Annotated in this window: 14 protein-coding genes; 6 read left to right on the forward strand and 8 right to left on the reverse strand. The window is 68.4% G+C overall.

Annotated elements, in window-relative coordinates; translation table 11 throughout:
- Positions 1-8: 8 nt before the first annotated feature.
- Complete coding sequence (locus MWM08_RS17030; protein WP_244407696.1) at positions 9-1,178, forward strand: DapH/DapD/GlmU-related protein; 1,170 nt, start codon at positions 9-11, stop codon at positions 1,176-1,178.
- 83 nt (positions 1,179-1,261) lie between these two features.
- On the opposite strand, the gene MWM08_RS17035 is transcribed toward MWM08_RS17030, so the two are convergent.
- The 3 genes from MWM08_RS17035 to MWM08_RS17045 all read right to left on the reverse strand — a co-directional run bounded on the left by MWM08_RS17035 (position 1,262) and on the right by MWM08_RS17045 (position 7,445).
- On the reverse strand, positions 1,262-3,571 hold the full coding sequence (locus MWM08_RS17035) for a right-handed parallel beta-helix repeat-containing protein (protein WP_255751351.1): 2,310 nt from the start codon (positions 3,569-3,571) through the stop codon (positions 1,262-1,264).
- A gap of 404 nt (positions 3,572-3,975) precedes the next feature.
- A complete protein-coding gene (locus tag MWM08_RS17040; RefSeq protein ID WP_244407698.1) occupies positions 3,976-5,769 on the reverse strand; it encodes a right-handed parallel beta-helix repeat-containing protein in 1,794 nt (597 codons plus the stop codon).
- A gap of 425 nt (positions 5,770-6,194) precedes the next feature.
- A complete protein-coding gene (locus tag MWM08_RS17045; protein ID WP_341482821.1) occupies positions 6,195-7,445 on the reverse strand; it encodes a glycosyltransferase family 2 protein in 1,251 nt (416 codons plus the stop codon).
- Between the two features lie 397 nt (positions 7,446-7,842).
- Here MWM08_RS17045 and MWM08_RS17050 point away from each other — a divergent pair, with 397 nt between their 5' ends.
- Both MWM08_RS17050 and MWM08_RS17055 read left to right on the forward strand, forming a co-directional pair.
- Positions 7,843-9,204, forward strand: a complete 1,362-nt coding sequence (locus MWM08_RS17050) for a right-handed parallel beta-helix repeat-containing protein (protein ID WP_244407700.1) — start codon at positions 7,843-7,845, stop codon at positions 9,202-9,204.
- A gap of 18 nt (positions 9,205-9,222) precedes the next feature.
- On the forward strand, positions 9,223-10,308 hold the full coding sequence (locus tag MWM08_RS17055) for a glycosyltransferase (protein ID WP_244407701.1): 1,086 nt from the start codon (positions 9,223-9,225) through the stop codon (positions 10,306-10,308).
- Positions 10,309-10,323: 15 nt separating this feature from the next.
- Here the strand turns inward: MWM08_RS17055 and MWM08_RS17060 are convergent, their stop codons facing one another.
- The 5 genes from MWM08_RS17060 to MWM08_RS17080 form a co-directional block, all read right to left on the reverse strand.
- Positions 10,324-11,316 (reverse strand): glycosyltransferase, encoded by a 993-nt coding sequence (locus MWM08_RS17060; protein WP_244407702.1) that lies wholly within the window; start codon positions 11,314-11,316, stop codon positions 10,324-10,326.
- Positions 11,317-11,390: 74 nt separating this feature from the next.
- Positions 11,391-12,086: a CpsD/CapB family tyrosine-protein kinase gene (locus tag MWM08_RS17065; protein WP_244407703.1), complete on the reverse strand. Its 696-nt coding sequence runs from the start codon at positions 12,084-12,086 to the stop codon at positions 11,391-11,393.
- On the reverse strand, positions 12,083-13,663 hold the full coding sequence (locus MWM08_RS17070; protein ID WP_244407704.1) for a GumC family protein: 1,581 nt from the start codon (positions 13,661-13,663) through the stop codon (positions 12,083-12,085). The genes MWM08_RS17065 and MWM08_RS17070 overlap by 4 nt, the downstream gene beginning before the upstream one ends.
- A complete protein-coding gene (locus MWM08_RS17075) occupies positions 13,660-14,745 on the reverse strand; it encodes a polysaccharide biosynthesis/export family protein (protein WP_244407705.1) in 1,086 nt (361 codons plus the stop codon). Before MWM08_RS17075 ends, MWM08_RS17070 begins: the two co-directional genes overlap by 4 nt.
- On the reverse strand, positions 14,742-16,088 hold the full coding sequence (locus MWM08_RS17080) for an ATP-binding protein (protein WP_244407706.1): 1,347 nt from the start codon (positions 16,086-16,088) through the stop codon (positions 14,742-14,744). Before MWM08_RS17080 ends, MWM08_RS17075 begins: the two co-directional genes overlap by 4 nt.
- Before the next feature lie 122 nt (positions 16,089-16,210).
- Between MWM08_RS17080 and MWM08_RS17085 the strand changes: the two genes are divergently transcribed.
- The 3 genes from MWM08_RS17085 to MWM08_RS17095 are packed head-to-tail and all read left to right on the forward strand — an operon-like array spanning position 16,211 to position 19,607.
- The gene (locus MWM08_RS17085; protein ID WP_244407707.1) at positions 16,211-17,062 is read left to right on the forward strand and encodes a class I SAM-dependent methyltransferase; all 852 of its coding nucleotides are present in this window, start codon (positions 16,211-16,213) and stop codon (positions 17,060-17,062) included.
- Positions 17,063-17,067: 5 nt separating this feature from the next.
- Positions 17,068-18,063, forward strand: a complete 996-nt coding sequence (locus tag MWM08_RS17090; RefSeq protein ID WP_244407708.1) for a glycosyltransferase family 2 protein — start codon at positions 17,068-17,070, stop codon at positions 18,061-18,063.
- Positions 18,060-19,607, forward strand: a complete 1,548-nt coding sequence (locus MWM08_RS17095; protein WP_244407709.1) for an O-antigen ligase family protein — start codon at positions 18,060-18,062, stop codon at positions 19,605-19,607. The genes MWM08_RS17090 and MWM08_RS17095 overlap by 4 nt, the downstream gene beginning before the upstream one ends.
- Positions 19,608-19,726: the final 119 nt, after the last annotated feature.

Raw genomic sequence — 19,726 nt, forward strand, 5'->3', positions numbered from 1 at the left:
GCGCTGCCATGGCGGCCGATTATCGCAGGCTGACAGACCCGCGCGGCCGACGACCCAAGCTGCTGCATCGCGGGTTGTGGGCCCTGAGGCTCTATCGGGTTGCGCACTGGCTGCGTCTCGGCTGTCGGCTGAACCTGCCGTCCCGGTTCGTCTGGGCCCTCGATCTGGTGCTGACCGGCGCTGACCTGGACCCGGCGAGCCCGATCGGCGGGGGGGCTGTCATCCACGATCCGCGCGGCGTGATCATCTATGGCAGCATCGGTACGAACCTGACCATTGGCGGGCGCGCGGGGATCGGAACCTTGTTGCGGGCGGAGCTCGTCGCCGGCGATGCGCTCGCGAGCATGGCGAGCCTGGGCGACGATGTGGTGCTGGGCAACAATGTCTTCGTGCTGGGCACGTACCACGTTGGACATGGCGTCCATGTCGGCGACGACTGCGCGGTCATGGAAGACATTCCCGATGGCGCGGTGCTCGTCTCCCGGGCACCGGAATGGCGGGCTGTCCGTGTCAGGCCCCCCAAGCGCGAGATGCCTGAACCGGTTCATCGCGGCCTGTTGCGGTGCATCCGTGCCGATGTGGCCCGTGCCGTGCTCGAGAATGGCGGCAGCACCAAGACCGGGCCGCTGCGGTTCTGGGGCCACCTGATGTTCCCTGGCGTGGCCGGTGTCGCCCTGTTCCGCGTGGCGCACGCGTTGCACACGCGCGGCAGGACGCGCCTGGCCAGCGCGGTCGCCCGCGTCGTGCACGCTTGGTCGGGCATGACCATACATCCTGGCAGCATCATTGGGTCCGGGCTGTTCGTTCCGCATCCCGTAACGGTGCGCTTCTGCGGCCAGGCCGGGAGCAATCTGGCGCTTTACCCGCACACGTCCGTCGGGCCGGAGACCTGGCCGCCATTGTCCGGGTGCCTGAACCCCGCCGACCTGCCACAGCTCGGCGACGGGGTCCGCATCGGCGCGGGCAGCAGCGTGGTCGGACCCGTCCAGATCGGTGATGGCGCCACCGTCGGCGTGAAGGCCGTCGTGCGACGGAATCTCGAAGCGGGACTGAGCGCTGTCCCGCGCCGCAATTGGCGCTTCGCGCCGCTTCAGCCGACCGGCGACAGCGGGACGGCACCCGAGGTTGACCGCCACGCCGAGCCGACGATGGCCAGCGCGCATCGCGCTGGTCCTTAGGACGTCCGCGACACCGCCCGGCTTCGGGATGCTCGCGGGGCGTGCCCCGTTCAAGCGTAGCCGGGATTCATCGCCGCCGGCCGTCAGGCTACCCAGACATCATCCCCGCCACCAGGCGCGAGCGAGGTGTTCCACAGCGAAAGGTTCGAGCCGACGGTGCCGTATTGGCTGCCCACGACGTAGACGTTGCCGCCGGCCAGGCGTTCCACGGTATTCCCCCCGAAGACGTTGCCGTTGTCGGCGGTTGGCCCGTCCATGTAGAACGCAGCGACGTCGGGGTCGTTGGTAGTCACGCTGTTGTTCTGCACCACGTTGCCGCGGGTCAGGTCGTTCAGCGGCTGCTTGCCGATATCGGTGTTGAGGATGATTTCCCCGAGCGGCCTGTTGGGGTTGCCCGCGCGGTTGAGCCCATTGCCGCTGATGGTGTTCCCCGTGATGACGTTCGAACTGGAATCGTAGGCGATGATGCCGGCGCCATCGTTGCCGTAGACGATGTTCTGTTCGATGCGATTGTTGCCGGTGTAGGTGTCAGCCTGGATCCCGTTGCCATCGAAGGCGGCACTTGACGCCTCGCGGTTGTCGAAGACGCGGTTGCCGCGAACGACGTTTCCGAAGCCGAAGCCGTCAGCGCCTTCGCCGCCGTAGATCTCGGCAACGCCGCCATAGATGTGGATGCCCGTGCTGCCTGGGATCGTGCGGCCATTGCCACTGACGGTGTTGTTCTCGACGCTGATGCCGTTGGCGTGGATCTCGATGCCGTGGGATCCGTTGTCTCGGATCACGTTGTCGACCACGCGCGTCGGATCGGCGCTGTGATCGAGCCGGTTGAACGCGACGCCGTTCACGCGGTTGCCCTCGATCAGGTTCCCCTGCAGCAGGTTGCCGCCGCCGGTATCGCTTCCGAACCAGACCCCGGTGCCGGTGTTCTGGATCGTGTTGTTCAGGATGGTGATGTCCCGCGATCCGCCTTGCACGGCGACGCCGGCATATTCGCTGTTCCGGATCGTGAGGTCGGCGATGGTGACATATGCCGCGTTCTCGACCGAGATCGAGCCCTGGATCACCGGGGGCGCGCCGCTGCCATAGCTGCCGACGACGATCGGCGCGGCCTCAGTGCCCTGGCCCTGCACCACGACGACGCCGTTGAACACCGTGCCGGCCTTGAACAGGTAGCTGGTGTCCGCCTGAAGCGTCCACCCGCCCCAGGTGTTGAACGGCGATCCAAGCGAGCCGTCACCGGACCTGCTCGCGCTCGTGTCGATGTAGACGGTCCGGGCCGTCGTCGGGACATCGATGGTCGGCGGCGTGACGGGACTGGGCGGCGGCGCCACCACGGCAGGCGCGTCGATCGCGTCCATGATGTTCCACAGCTGCAGCGACTGTACGCCCTTCAGCAGGATCTCGGCATCGACCACGCCGTCGGTCACACCCGTCGTGCCGGGTGCGTCGATCTGCAGGACGCCATCGGCGCCCTCGAGCTTCATGCGGGTCTGGACCGCGCCGCTGCCGGAGACGAAGCTGGAGGTGCCGAGGTACGTGATCTGCAACCCCGGCGCGATATCGATGAGGTGCAGCAGGTCCTCGCCGGCATTGAAGTCCTGGATAATGTCGCGCTGCGTACCGGGACGGCTGTCCTGGAGGGCGCTGAGGACGAACACATCGGTCCCGGCGCCGCCGTAGAGCTGGTCGGCCCCGGCATCGCCCCGCAGTATGTCGTTGCCGCCCTCGCCGCGGATGATGTCGTTGCCGGCGCCGCCTACGAGCACGTTGCCGCCGGCATTGCCCGTGAGGGCGTTGTTGAGCGTGTTTCCGCCGCCCACCAGGTCCGACGTGCCGCTCAGCGTCAGTTTCTCGACATTGGCCGCGAGCGTCAGGCTGACGGAGGACAGGATCAGGTCCACCCCTTCCCCCTGCAGTTCGGTCACCACGTCGGTGGCATCGGCGACGACATACGTGTCATTGCCCGCGCCGCCCCGCATCGTGTCGGCGCCGGCGCCACCGTTCAGCCTGTCATTGCCCGCCCCGCCGGTCAGCAGGTTGGCGCCCGCATTGCCGGTGATGACGTTGTTCAGGGAGTTGCCCGTGCCCGTCAGGTTCGCCGTGCCCGTCAGCGTCAGATTGTCGACGAAGGCCGGCAGCACGTAGCTGACGGAGGCGGAGACGAGATCGACGCTGCCATCGTCGCTTTCCACGACCAGGTCGCCTGGATCGTTGACGAGGTAGGTGTCGGCCCCGAAGCCGCCCAGCATCCGGTCGGCGCCCGCGCCGCCATCCAGCCGGTCCGCCCCCGCCATGCCGGAGAGCGTATCCGCACCGTCGCCGCCATAGAGGCTGTCGGCGGCATCGGTGCCGATCAGGCTGTCCTGGACTGAAGTGCCACGCTTGAGTGCCATGTGTGTCCTGCCATGAGTGTGCGACCCTTCATGGATCGATCCCACCGCAAGACAACCAGGAGTTGTCCATTAACACAAGATACGCCGAATATACGAATAATATGTCTTAAAAAATGCTCTTTTTCACTTTATTGCCGCGGCCTTGAGCCATTCCGGTTAAATACAGATCTTGGTCTGATATCTTGAGCGCCCGTGCGACACTTAGCGCGCACGGATCCGCGATCGCGGTAAGCCTCGCCCGCGTGGCGGCTGGGACGCTGCAAGATGGGGTGAGAAATTTTGGGCAGATCCGGCCCGACACGGGCGCGGGCCACCGCCGACATTGCACCGGGCGGGATCGATCAAAGCCAGCGTCACAGACTTGGCCCCGAAGCCCCCCTGATGGGCTTCGGGGCCAGCCAGCGTCAGCTCCAGACGTCGTCCCCGCCGCCCGGCGCCAGGGTCGAGTTCCACAGCGCCAGGTTCGAACCGACCGCGCCGTAGATCCCGCCCGACGAATAGGCGGGGCCACCGGCTTCGCGCACCACCGTGTTGCCGCCGAAGACGTTGCCGTTGTCGGCCGTCGTTGGATCGATGAAGAACGCACTGGTGGTCGCGTCATCCGTCGTCACGACATTGTTCTGGATGACGTTGCCGCGGGTCAGCTCGCTTCGGACATCGATGTCGCCGGCCAGCAGGATCTCGCCGCGATAGGGATGCTGGCCCGAGCGATCGAGCAGGTTCCCGCCGACCGTGTTCCCGATGACCAGGTTGGACGCGGAGTCATAGAGAATGATCCCCGCGCCATCGCTGCCGGAGACGGTGTTGTTCTCGATGCGGTTGCCGCCGGTGTACTGGTCGGCCTGGATTCCGTTGCCGTCGTAGCCGTTCCCGGCCTCACGCGAGTCGGACACGCGATTGTTGGCGATCACGTTCCCGAAGCCGAAGCCGTCGGGGCTGCCATAGCCACCATAGATGTGGATGCCCGAGCTCCCGCTCACCGTCAGGCCGCTGCGGCTGACATCATTGCCGTCGACGACGATGCCGCTGGCGTTGACTGCGATGCCATGGGATCCGCTGTCGCGGATCACGTTGTCGACCACGCGCGTCGGATCGGCGCGCTGGTCGACTTTGTTGAAGGCGACGCCGTGGAGTTGGCTGCCGGAGATCTCGTTGCCCTGGACCAGGTTTCCCCCGCCCGCGGTCGCGCTGAACCAGACGCCGATCGAGGTGTTCTGGATGGTGTTGTTCAGAACCGTGATGTCATGCGATCCGCCCTGCACCGTCACGCCGGCATAGGCGCTGTTGACGATGGCCAGGTCGGAGATGGTCACGTGCGCCGCGTTCTCGACCGAGATCGAGCCCTGGATCACCGGGGCGGCACCAGCGCCATAGCTGCCGATGGTGATCGGCGCGTCCTCGCTGCCCTGCCCCTTCACCACCACGACCCCGTTCATCACGGTGCCGGCCTTGATCAGGTAGCTGGTGTCGGCTTCGAGCGTCCTTCCGCCCCATGAGCTGAAAGGCGAGTCCAGCGAGCCGTCGCCCGACCGGCTCGCGCTCGGGTCGATGTAGACGGAACGGCTCGTCGTCGGTGCGACGACGCCCGGCGGCGCGGCGACAGGCGCTGGGGTCGGCGGCGGCGATGCGCCAACCTCTGCCGGCTCAGTGCCACCAGAAGCGGCAACCGACCCGAGGATATTCCAGGCCTGGAGGGACTGCACGCCGCGCAACAGGACCTCGGCGTCCGCCACGCCATCCGTGCCCTGCCAGCCATTCGGGATATCGATCTGGAGCACCGCATCGCCGCCCTGCACATCAAGCCGGGTCTGGACGGTGCTGCCGCCGCCCTGGAAGGCGGCGCCGCCCAGATGGCTGATCGGCACCCCGGGCGCGAGGTCGACCAGGTGGAGCACATCTTCGGTGATGTTGAATTCGTAGATGACGTCGCGCTGCGCGCCGGGACGGCTGTCCTCGACCGCGCTGACGACGAAGATGTCGGTGCCGCCATTGCCCAGAAGGTGATCGGTGCCCGCGTCACCCCGCAGGATGTCGACGCCGTCCCCACCGAGGATCGTATCGTTCCCAGCGCCGCCGAGAATCACATTGGAACCGGCATTCCCGGTGATGATGTTGGATTGGCTGTTGCCCACGCCCACCAGGTCGGACGTACCGGCAAGCGCCAGGCTTTCCACCCCTGCGGGCAGAATCGTATTCACGTAGGTAATCATGAGCCCAAGGCCCCCTTGGTTGTTTGTGCGGTCACGTCACGAGGGTCATCGACCGCATGGATGTCGTGGCCGTAGCCGCCGGCCTTCGATGCCGGCACCAGCGCCGCCATCGAGCCCACTGGCCCCCGCTTCACCGTCAGAAGAATCGGCTACCGGACCCCCGAGGGCATCGCGCCGGATAGTCGGGAACCGACGTCGCTCAGTCGAAGTCGCGCCTTTGTTGAGCGCTTTCCCCCCGCTGATCACAGGCCGGGATTAGACCAGAACCAGGCAAGCCGCAACTATAAGATGTAATTTAACAAGCAAATAGACCTCCGGTTGTATTATATCTGGCGACCTTGGTTCTTTTGGGCGAATTCCAGATTATATTTCGCTATCGATGTTACTCTCGCATTGTGTGAGCTGGATATTTTTTACGACGGCGACTCGCTCGCCAAGGCAGCGTCGATCGCGCGTCGCTTCCGGGCCTGGAACAGCTTGCGGTACAGCGGCGCAGCGATGCGGGGGCTGACCGCGCGGGAGGCGCGCGCCATGGCCAACCAGGCCGGCTCGGTCAGGCGATTGATCACGAGGTCGGCGACTGCATGGCGCAGGGAACGGGTCCCCAGCCGGCGGCTCTGCAGCCCAAGCCCGACCAGCTCGTCACGCATCGCGGGCTGGCGCCGCGCCCAGGCAGCCAACGCCTTGCCTTCGCGCTCGGCGATCCGCAGCCAGTCGGACTCGACCATCGGGTGCAGGTGATACGCCACTGCGGCCGGCGCGAAGAACACCTTCAGCCCTTCGGCACGCAGGCGGGCGCTGAGCTCGATATCCTCGTGCCACCGCAGCGCTTCGTCGAAGCCACCATGCCGCCGCAGCAGCGCCGCCTTGGCCGAGACGTTGTAGGTGAAGAACGCGCTCCATCCGACATCCGTGCCTTCAACGAGCGTGTCGAAGCGGTGATCGTGATGCATCACCTCGAACAGGCCGGGCGGCGGATCGGGCATCGGCGCGAGCGCGCCGACCACCGCCTCCGCCTCACCCGGGTGGGCGGCATGCTGGCGGAGATGTTCGGCGACCAGTCCCGGCTGCGCTATGCTGTCATCGTTGAGGAACAACAGGATCGGCGCGTCAGTCATTGTCATTGCGCGGTTGCGCGCGGCATTCGCACCGGCATTGGGCTGGCGCGCCGCGCGAAACACGAAGGGAAGGCGCGCAGCCTCGGCCTGCAGAGCCTCTATGCTGCCATCAACGGATCCGTCGTCGACGACGACGACCTCCATCCGGTCCATCACGTCGCCCGCCTGCGCGGCCAGCGCGGCGATGCAGCGCAACAGCACCGCCTTGCGATTGTGGGTTGGAATGATCACGGCAATGTCCGCGGCACGGGTGCAGGCCGAGGGGTCCGTCACGGCGGTCATCGCGCCAGTGGCGCCGGCGACGGCCCTGCGGCGGATGCGCTGCGCTTGCACATGATGCGCGCCCCCAATCCGATCGCACCAGGACCCTCCGCCGTCCCGCCGGGGGTCGACCCGCGTGAAGGCTGGGTGTGATCGTTCCCGACAGCGCGGAATTCCGCATCGTCGCGATGCCCGACGCCGCGGAAGCCTATGACGGAACCGACGGAACGCTCCGTCGGCCGAACCTTCTCGTGCGGTCGGATCACGATGCCTGAATCCACCCATGTATTCTCGCCGAAGGTCCGATCCTCACGCGCGCTGACAAGTCCGGCGCAATACTTACGCACATCACCGGACTGGGGCGGCGCGGCGCGGCGTGCTTGATCCTTATGCGGCGGCCCGCGCCGAAAATCGCGATCACCATTCCTCAAGTGGCAACGCATCGACGTGCGCGACGTAGTTCCTGCGGTGATAGCCCCGGCGGAATCCTCCGACCCGCATATCGGTAGAGATGATGTGTTCCACAGGCTCATGCACCACCGGTTTAGGGTCACGCGCGCGACCGGCACTCCACAGCGCCGCACCGTCCGGCGCGACGACATATCGGCTTCGCAGCAGCGCGCATGCCGTCGTGGCACCCGGTGCTGAACACCAACCGACACGCGGGAGCGGCCGCTCAACCATGAACATCCCATCACGCCGGCAGATCCTGGGTTCCCTGTCGCTCGCCGCACCCATCCTGCTCGGCACGCAGACGGCCAGGGCCGCCAGCATCGAGGTCGGGCGCGGTGCGACCATCGCGTCGCCCGCCTCCGTCCCATGGAACACCTTGGCACCGGGCGACGAAGTGGTGCTGCGCAGCGGCACCTACGCCGAGATGGTCGTGATCACCGCACGCGGCACGGCGGCGCGCCCCATCATCCTGCGCGCGCAACCTGGCGCCGTGCTCACCGGCACGGTGGTGTTCGAAGGAGCGCAGCATGTGCGCCTCGAAGGCCTGACGATCCAACGCTCGCGCCTGTCCGGCGTCATCATCCGCCATGGCTCGGTGGGCGTGGCCATCCAGGATTGCACGGTCCGGGATTGCGGTCTCGGCATCTGGATCGGCGAGGGTGCCGGCGGGGCGCATCGCCTGGTGGGCAACACGCTGATCGACAACAAGACGCACGGCGTCGCGATCGACGTGATCAATGCGCCCATCGGGCAGGAAACGCTCATCGCGGGCAACCGTGTCGCCCGCAACGGTATGCACGGCCTCGAGATCAACGGCAACCGCTACATCGTCGAGGGCAACATCGTCTGGGACAACGGACTGAAGCTCTCGGGCACCTCGGGCATCCATACCTACTGCAAGGACCCGGGCCAGGATGCCGGACGCGATAACATCATCCGCTACAATATGGTCTGGGGTCAGCGCGAGACGACGGGCCAGGACGGCAACGGCATCCAGCTCGATCAGTGGTGCGATCGCAACCAGGTCTACTTCAACATCTGCTTCGGCAATGACGGGGCGGGCATCGCGCTGTTCGACGCCTCGGACAACTTCGTGGCGAACAATACGCTGTACGACAACATGCGCGATTCTGGCGGGCGGCACGCCTACAAGGGCGACCTGGTGCTGGCCAGCGACTACACGCGCAATGTCGACCACGTGGCGAACAACGTGATCCGCAACAACCTGGTGGTCACGCGCCGCCGCGGCATCGCGAGCATCTATGTCGATCCCTTCGCGCGCCGATCGCGCGAGATCGCCGGCAACCACGTGCATCACATCGGCGGCGAGGTACCGCTGGTGTGGAACCGCAGCCGCGTGGCCGACCTGCGTGCCTGGAATGCCGCGAAGCCCGGCGGAGCGGATGCCCAGGGCGATCCGCTGCTGCGCGACACCGCGCTGCTGGCGCGGCAGCCGCCCGACCCGGAAGGGGTACGACCACGCGTGGCGCTGACCGGGCTGCCATTGCCGGAGGGCATCGCGCGGCGCGACTACCTGGGCGCCGCCTGGACAACGCCGCCCGTCGGCGCATTGCTGTCGGCCGACGGCTGACCGGCGCAGGCCGCGGCGGTGGGACGCATCGGCATCGACGCGCATGTGCTGGACGGGAAGTACCAGGGCTCGCGTTCCTGGCTGGAGAATGTGCTGGACCACATCCCCGCCACCGCGGGCGCGGCGGCGCATGAATGGGTCATCTATTCCGCCGACCCGACGGCGACGGCGCGGCGGTTCCCCTGGCCGCGCTACCGCCATGCCCTCATCACGACGCAAGATTCGATCGCGCGCCTGATGGTCTTCTGGCCGACGGCGCGACGGCGGGACCGGCTCGATGCGCTGGTCACGCAGTATGTCTCGCCGCCGCTCGTCGGGCCGCGGTTTCGCCAGGTGGTCGTCATCCACGACGTGCTGTTCGAAAGCGACCCGCAGTTCTTTCCCAAGGCGATGCGCTGGCGCCTGCGGCTGCTCTGCCGCCTCAGCGCGGCGCGCGCGGCGGTGGTGCTGACGGTCTCGCGGCATGCCGCCGGGGAGATCGCGCACCGCTACGGCGTGCCGGAGGATCGCATCCTCCTCGCGCCAAACGCCCCGGGTGCATTGCCGGCGCCTTCGGCGGACGACTTCGCCGCCGCGGGTGGCCTCGCGCCCTTCCTGCTCTGGGTCGGCCGGCTCGAACCGCGCAAGAACCTGCCGCTCGCGCTTGCGGCGACGCAGGCCGCGCGTGGTGCCGGCGCGCGGCTCGTGGTCGTGGGGCGCGAGGACCACGGCCCGGCCGGCGCGGCGATGGCGGCGCAGCTCGCGCAGACCCCCGGGGTGGTGCATCTGCGCGACGTCGCGCCCCCGCGCCTGGCCGCGCTCTATGCCACCGCCGCAGCCCTGGTGTTCCCGAGCCTCGGCGAAGGCTTCGGCATTCCGGTGATCGAGGCGCTGTCGGTGGGCACGGCGGTCATCGCCTCCAACCGCGGCGCCATCCCGGAAGCCGGCGGCCGCCTGGCCAGGTATATCGACCCCGCGGCACCCGATGCGGCCGCGCAGATGGCCGCACTGGTGGCGCAGGCGCTTGCTGGCGGGCTGCGGCCCGACCCGGCGGCCTGTGCCGCACACCTGGCGGCGTTCCATCCGCGCCGTGCCGCCGAGGCGGTGGTCGCCGCAGTCCGATGACGCGGACCGGGAGCGCTACCAGCGCTCTCCGTCGATCGAGCGCCGGTACAGCATGGCATAGCGGGTCGCCATGTCCCGCACGGCGAACCGTTCGAGCGCGACTTCCCGGCAACGCTTGCGCGAAATGCCGCGCACCTCGCGCATGGCGCGCGCCAGGCCCATGACGTTGTCGGCAAGGTAGCCGTTCACGCCATCCTCGACCTGCTCCGGCAGCCCGCCGCTGCGCAGCGTGACCACCGGCGTGCCGGCGCACAGCGCCTGGATCACGACCATCGGATAGACCTCGAACCACAGCGGTGCCAGCACGAGCGCGCGCGACGCGGCGAGCATGCGCTCGACCTCGCGCGTTTCGCCCAACAGGCGCACATTCGGCAGCAAGGCCGCCATCGGCTCGATGATGAACTTCGCATAGCGACGTCCCTCGATGTTGCCGACGATATCGAGCGGCTGGCGCGACAGCGCGGCGGCGAGGATCGAGACGTGCTGCCCCTTGTAGCGCGCGATCTTGGCGAGATGGACCTGGCGTTCCCCGCCTTGCTCGGACCAATCGAGGCTCTGCACATCCACGCCGTAGCCCACATGGGGCACGGTGCCGCCCTTCAGCGTTCGCGCATGCGCCGCGCAGGCGGCCACGACATTCGCCTGCGCATAGCCTTCGGGCTGCGGCACGCAGGTCGAGACGACGAAGGGCACGCGATCGGGGTGGCGATTGACGAAGATGTTCTGCAGCGACCAGTCGTGCAGCACATCGAGGCGATGGCGCGCCGTATAGGCCTCGACGGCGTCGCACAGCGGCTGTTCGTTCAGAGGCGCCTTGCCACCGGTGAATGCGGGTTGATCCGCCGCGGGGTCCACTTCGATCGTCTGACCGGAACACGCGCTTCCGGCGCGGGCGAACAGGGTCACCTCGTGACCCTGGCGGACCAATTCTTCGGCAAGGGCGTGGACGACGCGCTCGATGCCGCCATAGCCCTGGGGCGGGGTGGGGACACTGATCGTGGAGATCATCCCCACCCTGAGCTTCCCGCCGTTGCCAAGCGCAGGCCTTGCGGGTGATGCAGTGGACGCCACGCGAGGAGTCCTCAGAGCAGACGGTCGAGCACGGCCGGCAGGTGCCGCCGGTACCGATTGAGCAAGGTCCCGGCCAGCGGCGCGCCGCCGGCCTCGAGGACGGCGGCCGCTTCGCGGATGACCTCCGCCGCGGTGGACTCCGCGCGCACGACCATCATGGCGGATCCCGCCTGCGCGCCGACCATCGCGGCCTCGGGGCTCGCCAGCACGGCGGGACAGTCGATCACGCAGAAATCGAAGCCCTCCCGGCGGATCTGCTGGCACAGGGCACCGATGCTGCTGGCGGCGAAGATCGATCCCTGCTCGGATGCCGCGGCATTGCCGGACGGCAGGATCGCGAACTGGCCGGATGCGGCGACATGCAGCGCCCGTCGCAGCGGCACGCGGCCGCCCAGTACCTCAGCGAGGCCAGGTCCAGGCGGGATGCCATGGAGCGCGCCGAGCGCTGGCGCGACCAGGTTGGCGTCGACCAGCGCAACGCTACGCCCCAAGCCCATCTGGAGCGTGCGCGCTAGGGTCATCGCAACCGTTGTCGTGCCCTCCCGCCGAAGGCTCGACACCAGGGCGATGACCCGTTGCGGCGCCAGCGTCCCGGTGGCCATGGACACGGCAACCGGCATCATCGCGATCTGCGCCGCATCGAGCGGCCCGCCGGTCGTGGCGGCGGCGCGCGCCGCCAGGGCAGTCTGGTCGTGCATCGCGTTCATCGCAGCCTCGGCAATTCAGGCAGGCGTCCCAGGACCGGAACGCCGAGTACGCGCCGCAGGTCCCCTTCGGTCGAAACCGAGCGGTCGAAGAACTGCGCGAAGACCGCGTAGGCGACGGCAAGGAGCAGGCCGAAGGCAGCGGCGAGGCCGACCACCAGGCTTCGACGCGGCCAGGTCGGCAGGACCGGAGGCGTGGCGCGCGCCAGCACCCGCACGCTGGCCGGCTGCTCGGTATCGAGAGCGAGGTTCAGGGTCAGGCGTTCGACCTCGCGATGGAGGTCACGGTGGCGGGTCAGCAGCATGTCGCGCCGGCCCTGCAGTTCCAGATAGCCGGATTCGATCTCCTGCACGCGATCGAGCCGCTGCCGCGCCTCGGCCAGCCGGACCTCGGTGGCGTTCTGGACTTCCTGATCGGCACGCAGCCGGTCGTCGAGGTAGCCCAGAAGCGCGTCGCGCTTCTGCAGCCGCAAGGCGGCGATCTGTTCGTCGAGCAGCCTCACGTCGCGCGACGTGGGCAGCAGCTGGCGCAGCAGAAGGCTGCGCTGGTTCAGCAATTCGGCATAGCGCGTGTCGAGGTCCGCCATCTGCGACAGCGTGATCTGGGGAATGCCGGGCGTGGACGGCCAACCTGTGCCGTCGGCATATTGCTGGCGCACATCGTCGATGCGCCGACGGGTCTGTTCCTGGGACACCTGCGCCGTCGCGATCTCGCGTTCGAGCGATGCGATGAGACCGAGTACCACCTGCTTCTCAGCGGTCGGGTCGGTGAGGCGGTTGTCCCGCCCGTAGGTCGTGAGCGTCGCCGCGACGGCCTGAAGTTCGCTTTCGATCCGCGTGGCCTCGCCGCGATAGAAGTCCGCCGCATCGCGGCTCGCCGACATCACCCGGACATGCTCCACCAGGAAGGAGTCGAGGATGCTGTTCATGGCGAAGGCCGCGAAGGTTGGATCGCTCCAGCGGAAGGCGGCGACGAAGACGCTGGTTTCCTTGATCGGCGCAGCACTCAGGGCACGACGGATTTCCTCCGCCAGCGCTTCGTCTGCAGTGAGTTCGCGCACGCCGAACACCTGGCGGACCGGTCGCAGGACGGTGCGCATGAGGTCGGACGCGGACGCACGCGCCTCGTCGAGCCGCCGGCGCCACGGCGGCGGGGGCGGCGCATTGGCAGCCATCTCCTCGAGCCTTGCGCGGAGCACCGGGAAGCTACGTTCGAGCACAGCTGGGCTTGCGAAGATCTCGATCCCGTCGTTCACGTTCTCCGGCCGTTCGGAGAAGACGAAGCTGCCCGGCGCATTGTCGGCGGTCGCGACGGCGGTGAGCTTGTCCCTCCCGACACGCACCAGGACACGGGTGCTCGCGGTGTAGGTGGAGAACTCGAGCAGCAGGTACGCGAGCGAACACAGCACCGCACCGAGCATGATTCCAATCATGGGCCAGCGCCGCCGGGCCAGCGTGCGAAGGATGTCGCGCAGGGACGCGGCGGCCACGTCGCGCGACGCCTCCGCATGCTCGATCACCCGCCGCGGTTCGGCGAGCGCCCTGTCCGGCCCTGCCATCGAGAGATCGCGTCCGCTCATCGCACACCACCGAGCACCGCCGGTGCGTTCGCGTTGTAGTAGATGCCCGCCGATGTACCGCTGAAGAGAAACAGGCGCCGGAAGACCTGGTCCATGATGCGCCCGGCCACGGCGAGCTGGGTCGGCGGCACGTAGAGAACCGCGCCGGGCGGCACCACCATGTCCTCGTCGATCGAAAGGCGCTCCAGGACATTCAGCAGGTTGGCCACGCGGACGCGCGGCTGGCCGGCCTGGTCCCAGTACAGCAGGCGCACCTGGTCCATCGCCGCGAATTCGTTCGGCCCGCCGCCCGCGGCGACGTGTTGCAGGATGGTGCGCGCCGGCGCACCGGGCTGCGGCCCGGGCCGCTGGACCTCGCCAAACAGGAAGACAAGCTGGCCCGCGGTGCCGCTCAGGCGGACCGTCGGCTGCAGGTTCGGGATGCGCCGCTGATACGCGGAGGCAATGCGGTCCGAGACTTCGTCGACCGTCAGCCCGCTGACCGTGACCGATCGCAGCAGCGGCAGGCCGATGGTGCCGTCGGGTCCAACGGTCACCGACTGCTGGCGCTGTCCGCCCTGCCCCGACAGCATGGTGGTGAAGCGCTCGGCTTCTTCCGTGACGCGCATGACATGCACCGTCACCCGGGGATCGACCACCTCGTCGCGATACCGATCGGCGATGACGCGGGCCAATTCGGTCGGCTGCAGGCCATCGGCGCGGATCTCTCCGCGGCCCACCAGCGTGATGCGCCCGTCCGGGCGTACGGTATGGCTGCGGCTGTACTGCGGCAGCTCGAGCATGACGACGTCGATCTGGTCGCCGATGCCCAGGCGGTAGTCGCGCATGGTAGCGCGACCGCTGACGAAGTAGTTCACCTCCAGCGTGTCGCCGGGCTGCAGGCGCCACGCGCGCGTGCCCCGCAGTACGGCCTGGGAGAGCTCGGACGTGGCAGCCGCGCGCATGACAGGGTCGGCTGCGTCGATATACGCCGGCTCCGACCCCTGGCTCAGGTCGTAGCTGCGCTGGTTGCTGCAGCCGACCAGCTGCAGGACACACAGGGTGCCGATGGCGCGCGTCAGGGACATCAATCGTCGGTTCATGCGGCGATGCTCGCCTGTCTGTTGTGGCTGTTTGGGGGTGCGTCGTTCAGGGCTGGCGCGGCATCGGCCTCGGGAAGGCGCCCGGCGCGCAGGGCCTTGAGCAGGACCTGCTGAGCGACGGCGGGTAGCCGGAAGCCGATCCGCGGTCCGCCCGCTTCATCCGTGCGGAAAAGCACCGACCCGCCAGCCTCGGTGCACAGCACGTCGATCGCCGCGTGAACATCGTCGCGCAGCGAAGCGGGCGAGATGCGGCCGTCATCGTCGAAGGGGGCAAGGGCGGCCGCCACCAACGCCGCCTCGGCATCCGGAACGGCCATCGCGCGGCTCCAGAAGGCGCCGAGTTCGGCGGCCTGCTTCTGCATGACCTGGTCGGCGCCGGCCACGGCGTCGTCGCGCGTCACCGCTGTCGCCGCGCCACGCGCGGCCGCCGCGCGCGCGGTATAGAGGCTCAGCAGGTGCGCGTAGTACGGCATGCCGCGCGACAGCCGCACGATGAGCGCGATGGCCGCAGGCTCGAAGTCGAGGCCCGCGGCGGTGGCTCCCGCAGCGACCAGACGCCCGACCTCGGCATCATCCATGGGCGGCAGCGCGATGGCCAGGATGGCACGCTGGACGGATGGCTGCCACCCGAGGAGATCCTCGAGGCTTCCGGCGACACCGATCAGCAGCAGCGTCGCGTTTGCCGCCTGGTCGGACAGGGTCTTGATCGTCTCCGCGATCTCCGAGCGCAGCCGGTCGCACGCAGCGCGGTCGAACTCGTCCACCACCAGCACGACGCGTCCGCGCAACCTGGCCAGGATGTCGCACACCTCATCGGCGCCGAAATCGCCCCCGGGCAGCAGGTCCGCCGCACTCGCAAGGTGGTTCCCGTCGCGCAGCATGCGACCCGGAATCTCCGCGAGAAGCCCCCGGAACAACCGCTCATAGGTCGTGTGGATGCCGCAGGCGCGCCGGACTGTCTCGACGCCGGCCTTCTCCGCCAGAGCCGCGAAGCCATTCGCCAGAGATGTCTTGCCGCGGCCGCGATCACCGAACAGCACGATATGCGCGCGCTCCTGTTCGACCGCAGCGATCATCCGCCGCAGATGCGTCTCCCGCCCGATGAACAGCGGGCCGAGGGTCCGCGGCTGGGTGGGCGTGAAGGCCGCCGCGAGGGGCGCCTCGGCGGCATTGCGGTCCGTCATGAAGGCGGGCTCGACCGGGTCTGCGGCATCGCGCGCGGGCTGCGCGTCCTCGAGCGGGCGGAAGTCGCGCGGCACCGCGGCGCCGCGACCCGCCGCGCGCCTGGCGGCAGCGGGATCCCGCGCGTTCAGGCCGAAAAGTCTGCGCAGCAGTTGGATCACCCGACATCCCCGAACCGACAGGCTGGAATTTTTCTACAGCGAAGTATCGATTTCATCTCACTAATCAGGCATCATTGGCAAGCAAAGGTTCAGTCCACATCCCAGAAAGCGACAGAACTCCAATGACAACAACAATCGAACCAGTACGTATTATCACGTATATAGACGGATATCCTGCCACCGTTCCGGCAGACGGCGGGGATGTGATCTACCAAGCGTTGATTCCCGGCTATGCCGAGGATCAGGAACGGGAGAATATTGGTCGGACAGATAACTATCTGGTACCGATCCTGAGGCGGATCGGTGCAACCCGCCTCCTGGATGCGGGCTGCGGCGTGGGTGCGACCGTGCAGCGCCTGGTCGACCACGGCTTCGATGCCCACGGCTTCGACCTGATGGAGCAGACGCCGATCTGGGCGGCCGCGGGGCGCCCGCGCGACCGCTTCGTCGTCACCGACCCCCTGAAGCTCGAACTGCCCTTCGCCGATGCAAGCTTCGACTGCGTGTTCAGCTTCGGCGTCCTCGAACACGTCGGGACACAGGACGGCCATGCCACCCGCCGGGCGGACTATCACGAGATCCGCACGCAATGGGCGCGCGAGCTGTTCCGCGTCACGCGCCCTGGCGGGCATCTGCTGCTGGGGGGACCGAACCGGCGCTTTCCGGTCGATACCGCGCATGCGCTCGATGCCGCGGCGGGTCCGGTCGAGAGATGGCTCAGCGCGAAGGTCGGCGTCTCCATCCATCGTGTCTGGGGGGACTACTTCCTCTGGAGCTACGGTGATGTGCGCCGCTACCTCGCGGACCTTCCGTTCACGCTCGAGGGGCTGACGGTCGACGGTCTTGCCAACTACTCCCGCATCCCTTGGCCGTTTGGCGCCCTCGCGCGGGGCTATGTCCGCCACCTGCCGAAGCGGCTGCTCGCGACCGGCTTCAATCCGTGGGTCATGGCGCTGGTGCGCAAGGACGCGTGACGGGCATGCCGCCGCCAGACATCGGTGAACACGGCAGGGACGCCCGGGCGGTGGTGCTCAGCGTCGTCATCGTCACCTGGAACTGCCGCGCGCTTGTGCTGGACTGCCTGGCCGCCCTATTCGCGTCTGAGCTACCGGCGCAGACCGAGGTCATCGTCGTCGACAATGCCTCGGCCGACGGCACCGCGGCTGCCGTCGCGGTCGCGTTTCCCGAGGTACTGCTGATCGCCAACCACGAGAACGCGGGTTTCGCCGCCGGCAACAACCTCGGCTTCGCCGTGGCGCGCGGGCAGACGATCCTCCTGCTCAACCCCGATGCCTTTCCGGCTGCACCCGACAGCCTGATGGCACTGTGGCGCTTCCTCGAGGCGAATGCCGGCTACGCCGCGGCGGGGCCGCGACTGCTGCACGAGGATGGACGCCACCAGGTCGGCGATGCCGGCTGGCGGCCGGGCTTCATCAGCCTGGCGCTGCATGCGCTGGGCCTGAGCCAGCTCCTGCCGCGCCACCTGCATGGCGTGTTCCTGGTGCGGCCGGACCGGCTCGGCGCCGGGCCGGTGCCGGTCGACTGGATCTGCGGCGCCTGCATGATGGTGCGCGCCGATGCGGTGCGGCAGGTCGGCGGCCTCGACGCGAATTTCTTCATGTACGCCGAGGATGTGGAATGGGGCTGCCGCATGCGGCGCGCCGGCCTGCGCCTGGGCTACCTGCCGCAGGTGCGGGTCCGCCACCTGCAGGGCGGCACCCAGGTCGGTCGCGCCGCGCCGACACGCTGGCTCGACAATCTCGTGCGGCTGCATTGCAGCCTGAACGGGCCGGGCGCTCTGCCGCTGCTGCGCCCCATTCTGGCGGCTGGCTTCGCGCTGCGCGCGCTGGCCTATGGCGCGTTGGCCTTTTTGCGAGGGGACCGCGGCCGCGCGACGCAGGCCGCAACCATGTGGGCCTTCGCCCGGCATGCCTGGGGCCTGCGGCCCGGCGGCGGCGCCGCGAGCCCGTCATGAGCGGTGCGCACGACATTGCCGGGGGCCGTTTGCGCGGGGCAGGCGCCGCAGGCTTCCTGGCCGCGCTGGTGCTCGGCGCGATCTGTGTGCCGGCCGCTGTCGTCGTCAGCGACCTCGAGACCCGGTACGTGGCGGCGCTGGTCGCGGGCGCCGCCGGCCTGGTGGGACTGATGCTGGCCGGCAGCTTCGCGCGCGCACGGCTCATGCTGGTCGTCGCCATGGGCATTGGGCTGTCCGTCGGGCTGAGCATCTCCTTCCTGCACCAGACGGATCTTCCGGGCCGCTACCTGCGCTTCGTGGGCGGGGCGCAGGCCGTCACCGTCTCGCTCGGCCAGCTCGGTGCGCTGGGCTGGCTGGGGCTGCGCCTGCTCGAATCCCGGCTGATGCGCCGCCCCTGGCGGATCCAGCTGGTGCCGCTGGTGGTCGGGCCGCAGGTCGCCTTCATGGCGGTCGGCATGCTGAGCGTCGTCAACGCGCTGCAGCCGGTGCTGTCGGCGCTGGAGCTGCTGCGCCTCACGGGGCTCCTGATGATCAGCATCGCGGTGATGAACCTTTCGCCGCGCGAGTTGCGGATCTTCGTCTGGACGCTGGTGATGGGCATCCTGCCGCAGTTCCTGCTGGTGTGCGTCCAGTTCGGCACGGGACGCAACCTGGGTCTGGCGGTGCTCGGCGAGACGGCCCTGGTGCAAACGACCATCGACGCCGGCGCGGTGGCGCGCCCCGGGGGCACCTTCGGCGACCCCAACATCCTGTCGTATTTCTTCGAGATCACCTACCCGATCGCGCTGGCCATGGCGCTCGCGGGTGCCAGCGCGGCGGCGCGGCTTGGCGGCAGCGTTTCGGCGCTGGCGAGCCTCGGCGGCGTGATCCTGAGCTACTCCCGCGGGGCCTGGTCCACGATCCCCATCAGCACCGGCATCGTCGTGCTTCTGGTGCTGGGCCGACGGGTCCTGTCGCTGCGCACCGCGGTCATCGCCATCCTGGGCAGTCTTGTCGCGGCCGGGGCGGTGGTGTCGGCATGGCCGTTCATCTCCACGCGCCTGTTCGGCGATGATGCGGGCAGCTTCGGCCATCGCCTGCCACTGGCGCGCGCGGCGCTGTCGATGTGGGAGCAGTTCCCGCTGCTGGGCGTCGGCCTGAACAACTTCGCCGTCAGCTTCAACCTGTACGACCGGACGGCGTATTCGCGCATCTTCAACCAGGGCGACCACGTGGTGCACAGCCTGCACCTGCTGGTGCTCAGCGAAACCGGCGTGATCGGCTATGCGGCGTTCCTGTTCCAGTTCGTCGCGGCTGTCATCCTGGCGCGACGCATCCGCAGCAGCCCGCTGGCCCGCGCGCTGGCGATCGGCGCGTGCACCGGCTTACTCGCGCATCTGATCCACGGCTTCGTCGACCCTGGCTTCAAGCTCTCCTTGACAGTCTCTCAGCTGATCGCCGGGATTTTCGGGCTCATCGCAGCGCTGTGGCTGCACGACCGGAATCAGGCGCCACCCGTCATGCGCGTCGGCATCGCATCGCCGCGGGATCGAGGCGCGTCATGACGCGCACCGGTCCTCTTGCGCGGCGACCGCGCCACTGCGCGCGCTCGCCGCACGACATTCACCTCGCCACGCAGGGCGCGCGACCGGGACGAACGGTCGCCGCGGCGCGACGACATGCC

Source organism: Roseomonas fluvialis (assembly GCF_022846615.1).
Taxonomy (GTDB): domain Bacteria; phylum Pseudomonadota; class Alphaproteobacteria; order Acetobacterales; family Acetobacteraceae; genus Neoroseomonas; species Neoroseomonas fluvialis.

Bases quoted from the DNA above. Each gene is read 5' to 3' on its own strand.
- MWM08_RS17030 (WP_244407696.1), top strand. From the start codon at position 9: ATGGCGGCCGATTATCGCAGGCTGACAGACCCGCGCGGCCGACGACCC.
- MWM08_RS17035 (WP_255751351.1), bottom strand. From the start codon at position 3,571: ATGGCACTCAAGCGTGGCACTTCAGTCCAGGACAGCCTGATCGGCACC.
- MWM08_RS17045 (WP_341482821.1), bottom strand. From the start codon at position 7,445: ATGGGTGGATTCAGGCATCGTGATCCGACCGCACGAGAAGGTTCGGCC.
- MWM08_RS17050 (WP_244407700.1), top strand. From the start codon at position 7,843: ATGAACATCCCATCACGCCGGCAGATCCTGGGTTCCCTGTCGCTCGCC.
- MWM08_RS17060 (WP_244407702.1), bottom strand. From the start codon at position 11,316: ATGATCTCCACGATCAGTGTCCCCACCCCGCCCCAGGGCTATGGCGGC.
- MWM08_RS17065 (WP_244407703.1), bottom strand. From the start codon at position 12,086: ATGAACGCGATGCACGACCAGACTGCCCTGGCGGCGCGCGCCGCCGCC.
- MWM08_RS17070 (WP_244407704.1), bottom strand. From the start codon at position 13,663: ATGAGCGGACGCGATCTCTCGATGGCAGGGCCGGACAGGGCGCTCGCC.
- MWM08_RS17075 (WP_244407705.1), bottom strand. From the start codon at position 14,745: ATGAACCGACGATTGATGTCCCTGACGCGCGCCATCGGCACCCTGTGT.
- MWM08_RS17085 (WP_244407707.1), top strand. From the start codon at position 16,211: ATGACAACAACAATCGAACCAGTACGTATTATCACGTATATAGACGGA.
- MWM08_RS17090 (WP_244407708.1), top strand. From the start codon at position 17,068: ATGCCGCCGCCAGACATCGGTGAACACGGCAGGGACGCCCGGGCGGTG.
- MWM08_RS17095 (WP_244407709.1), top strand. From the start codon at position 18,060: ATGAGCGGTGCGCACGACATTGCCGGGGGCCGTTTGCGCGGGGCAGGC.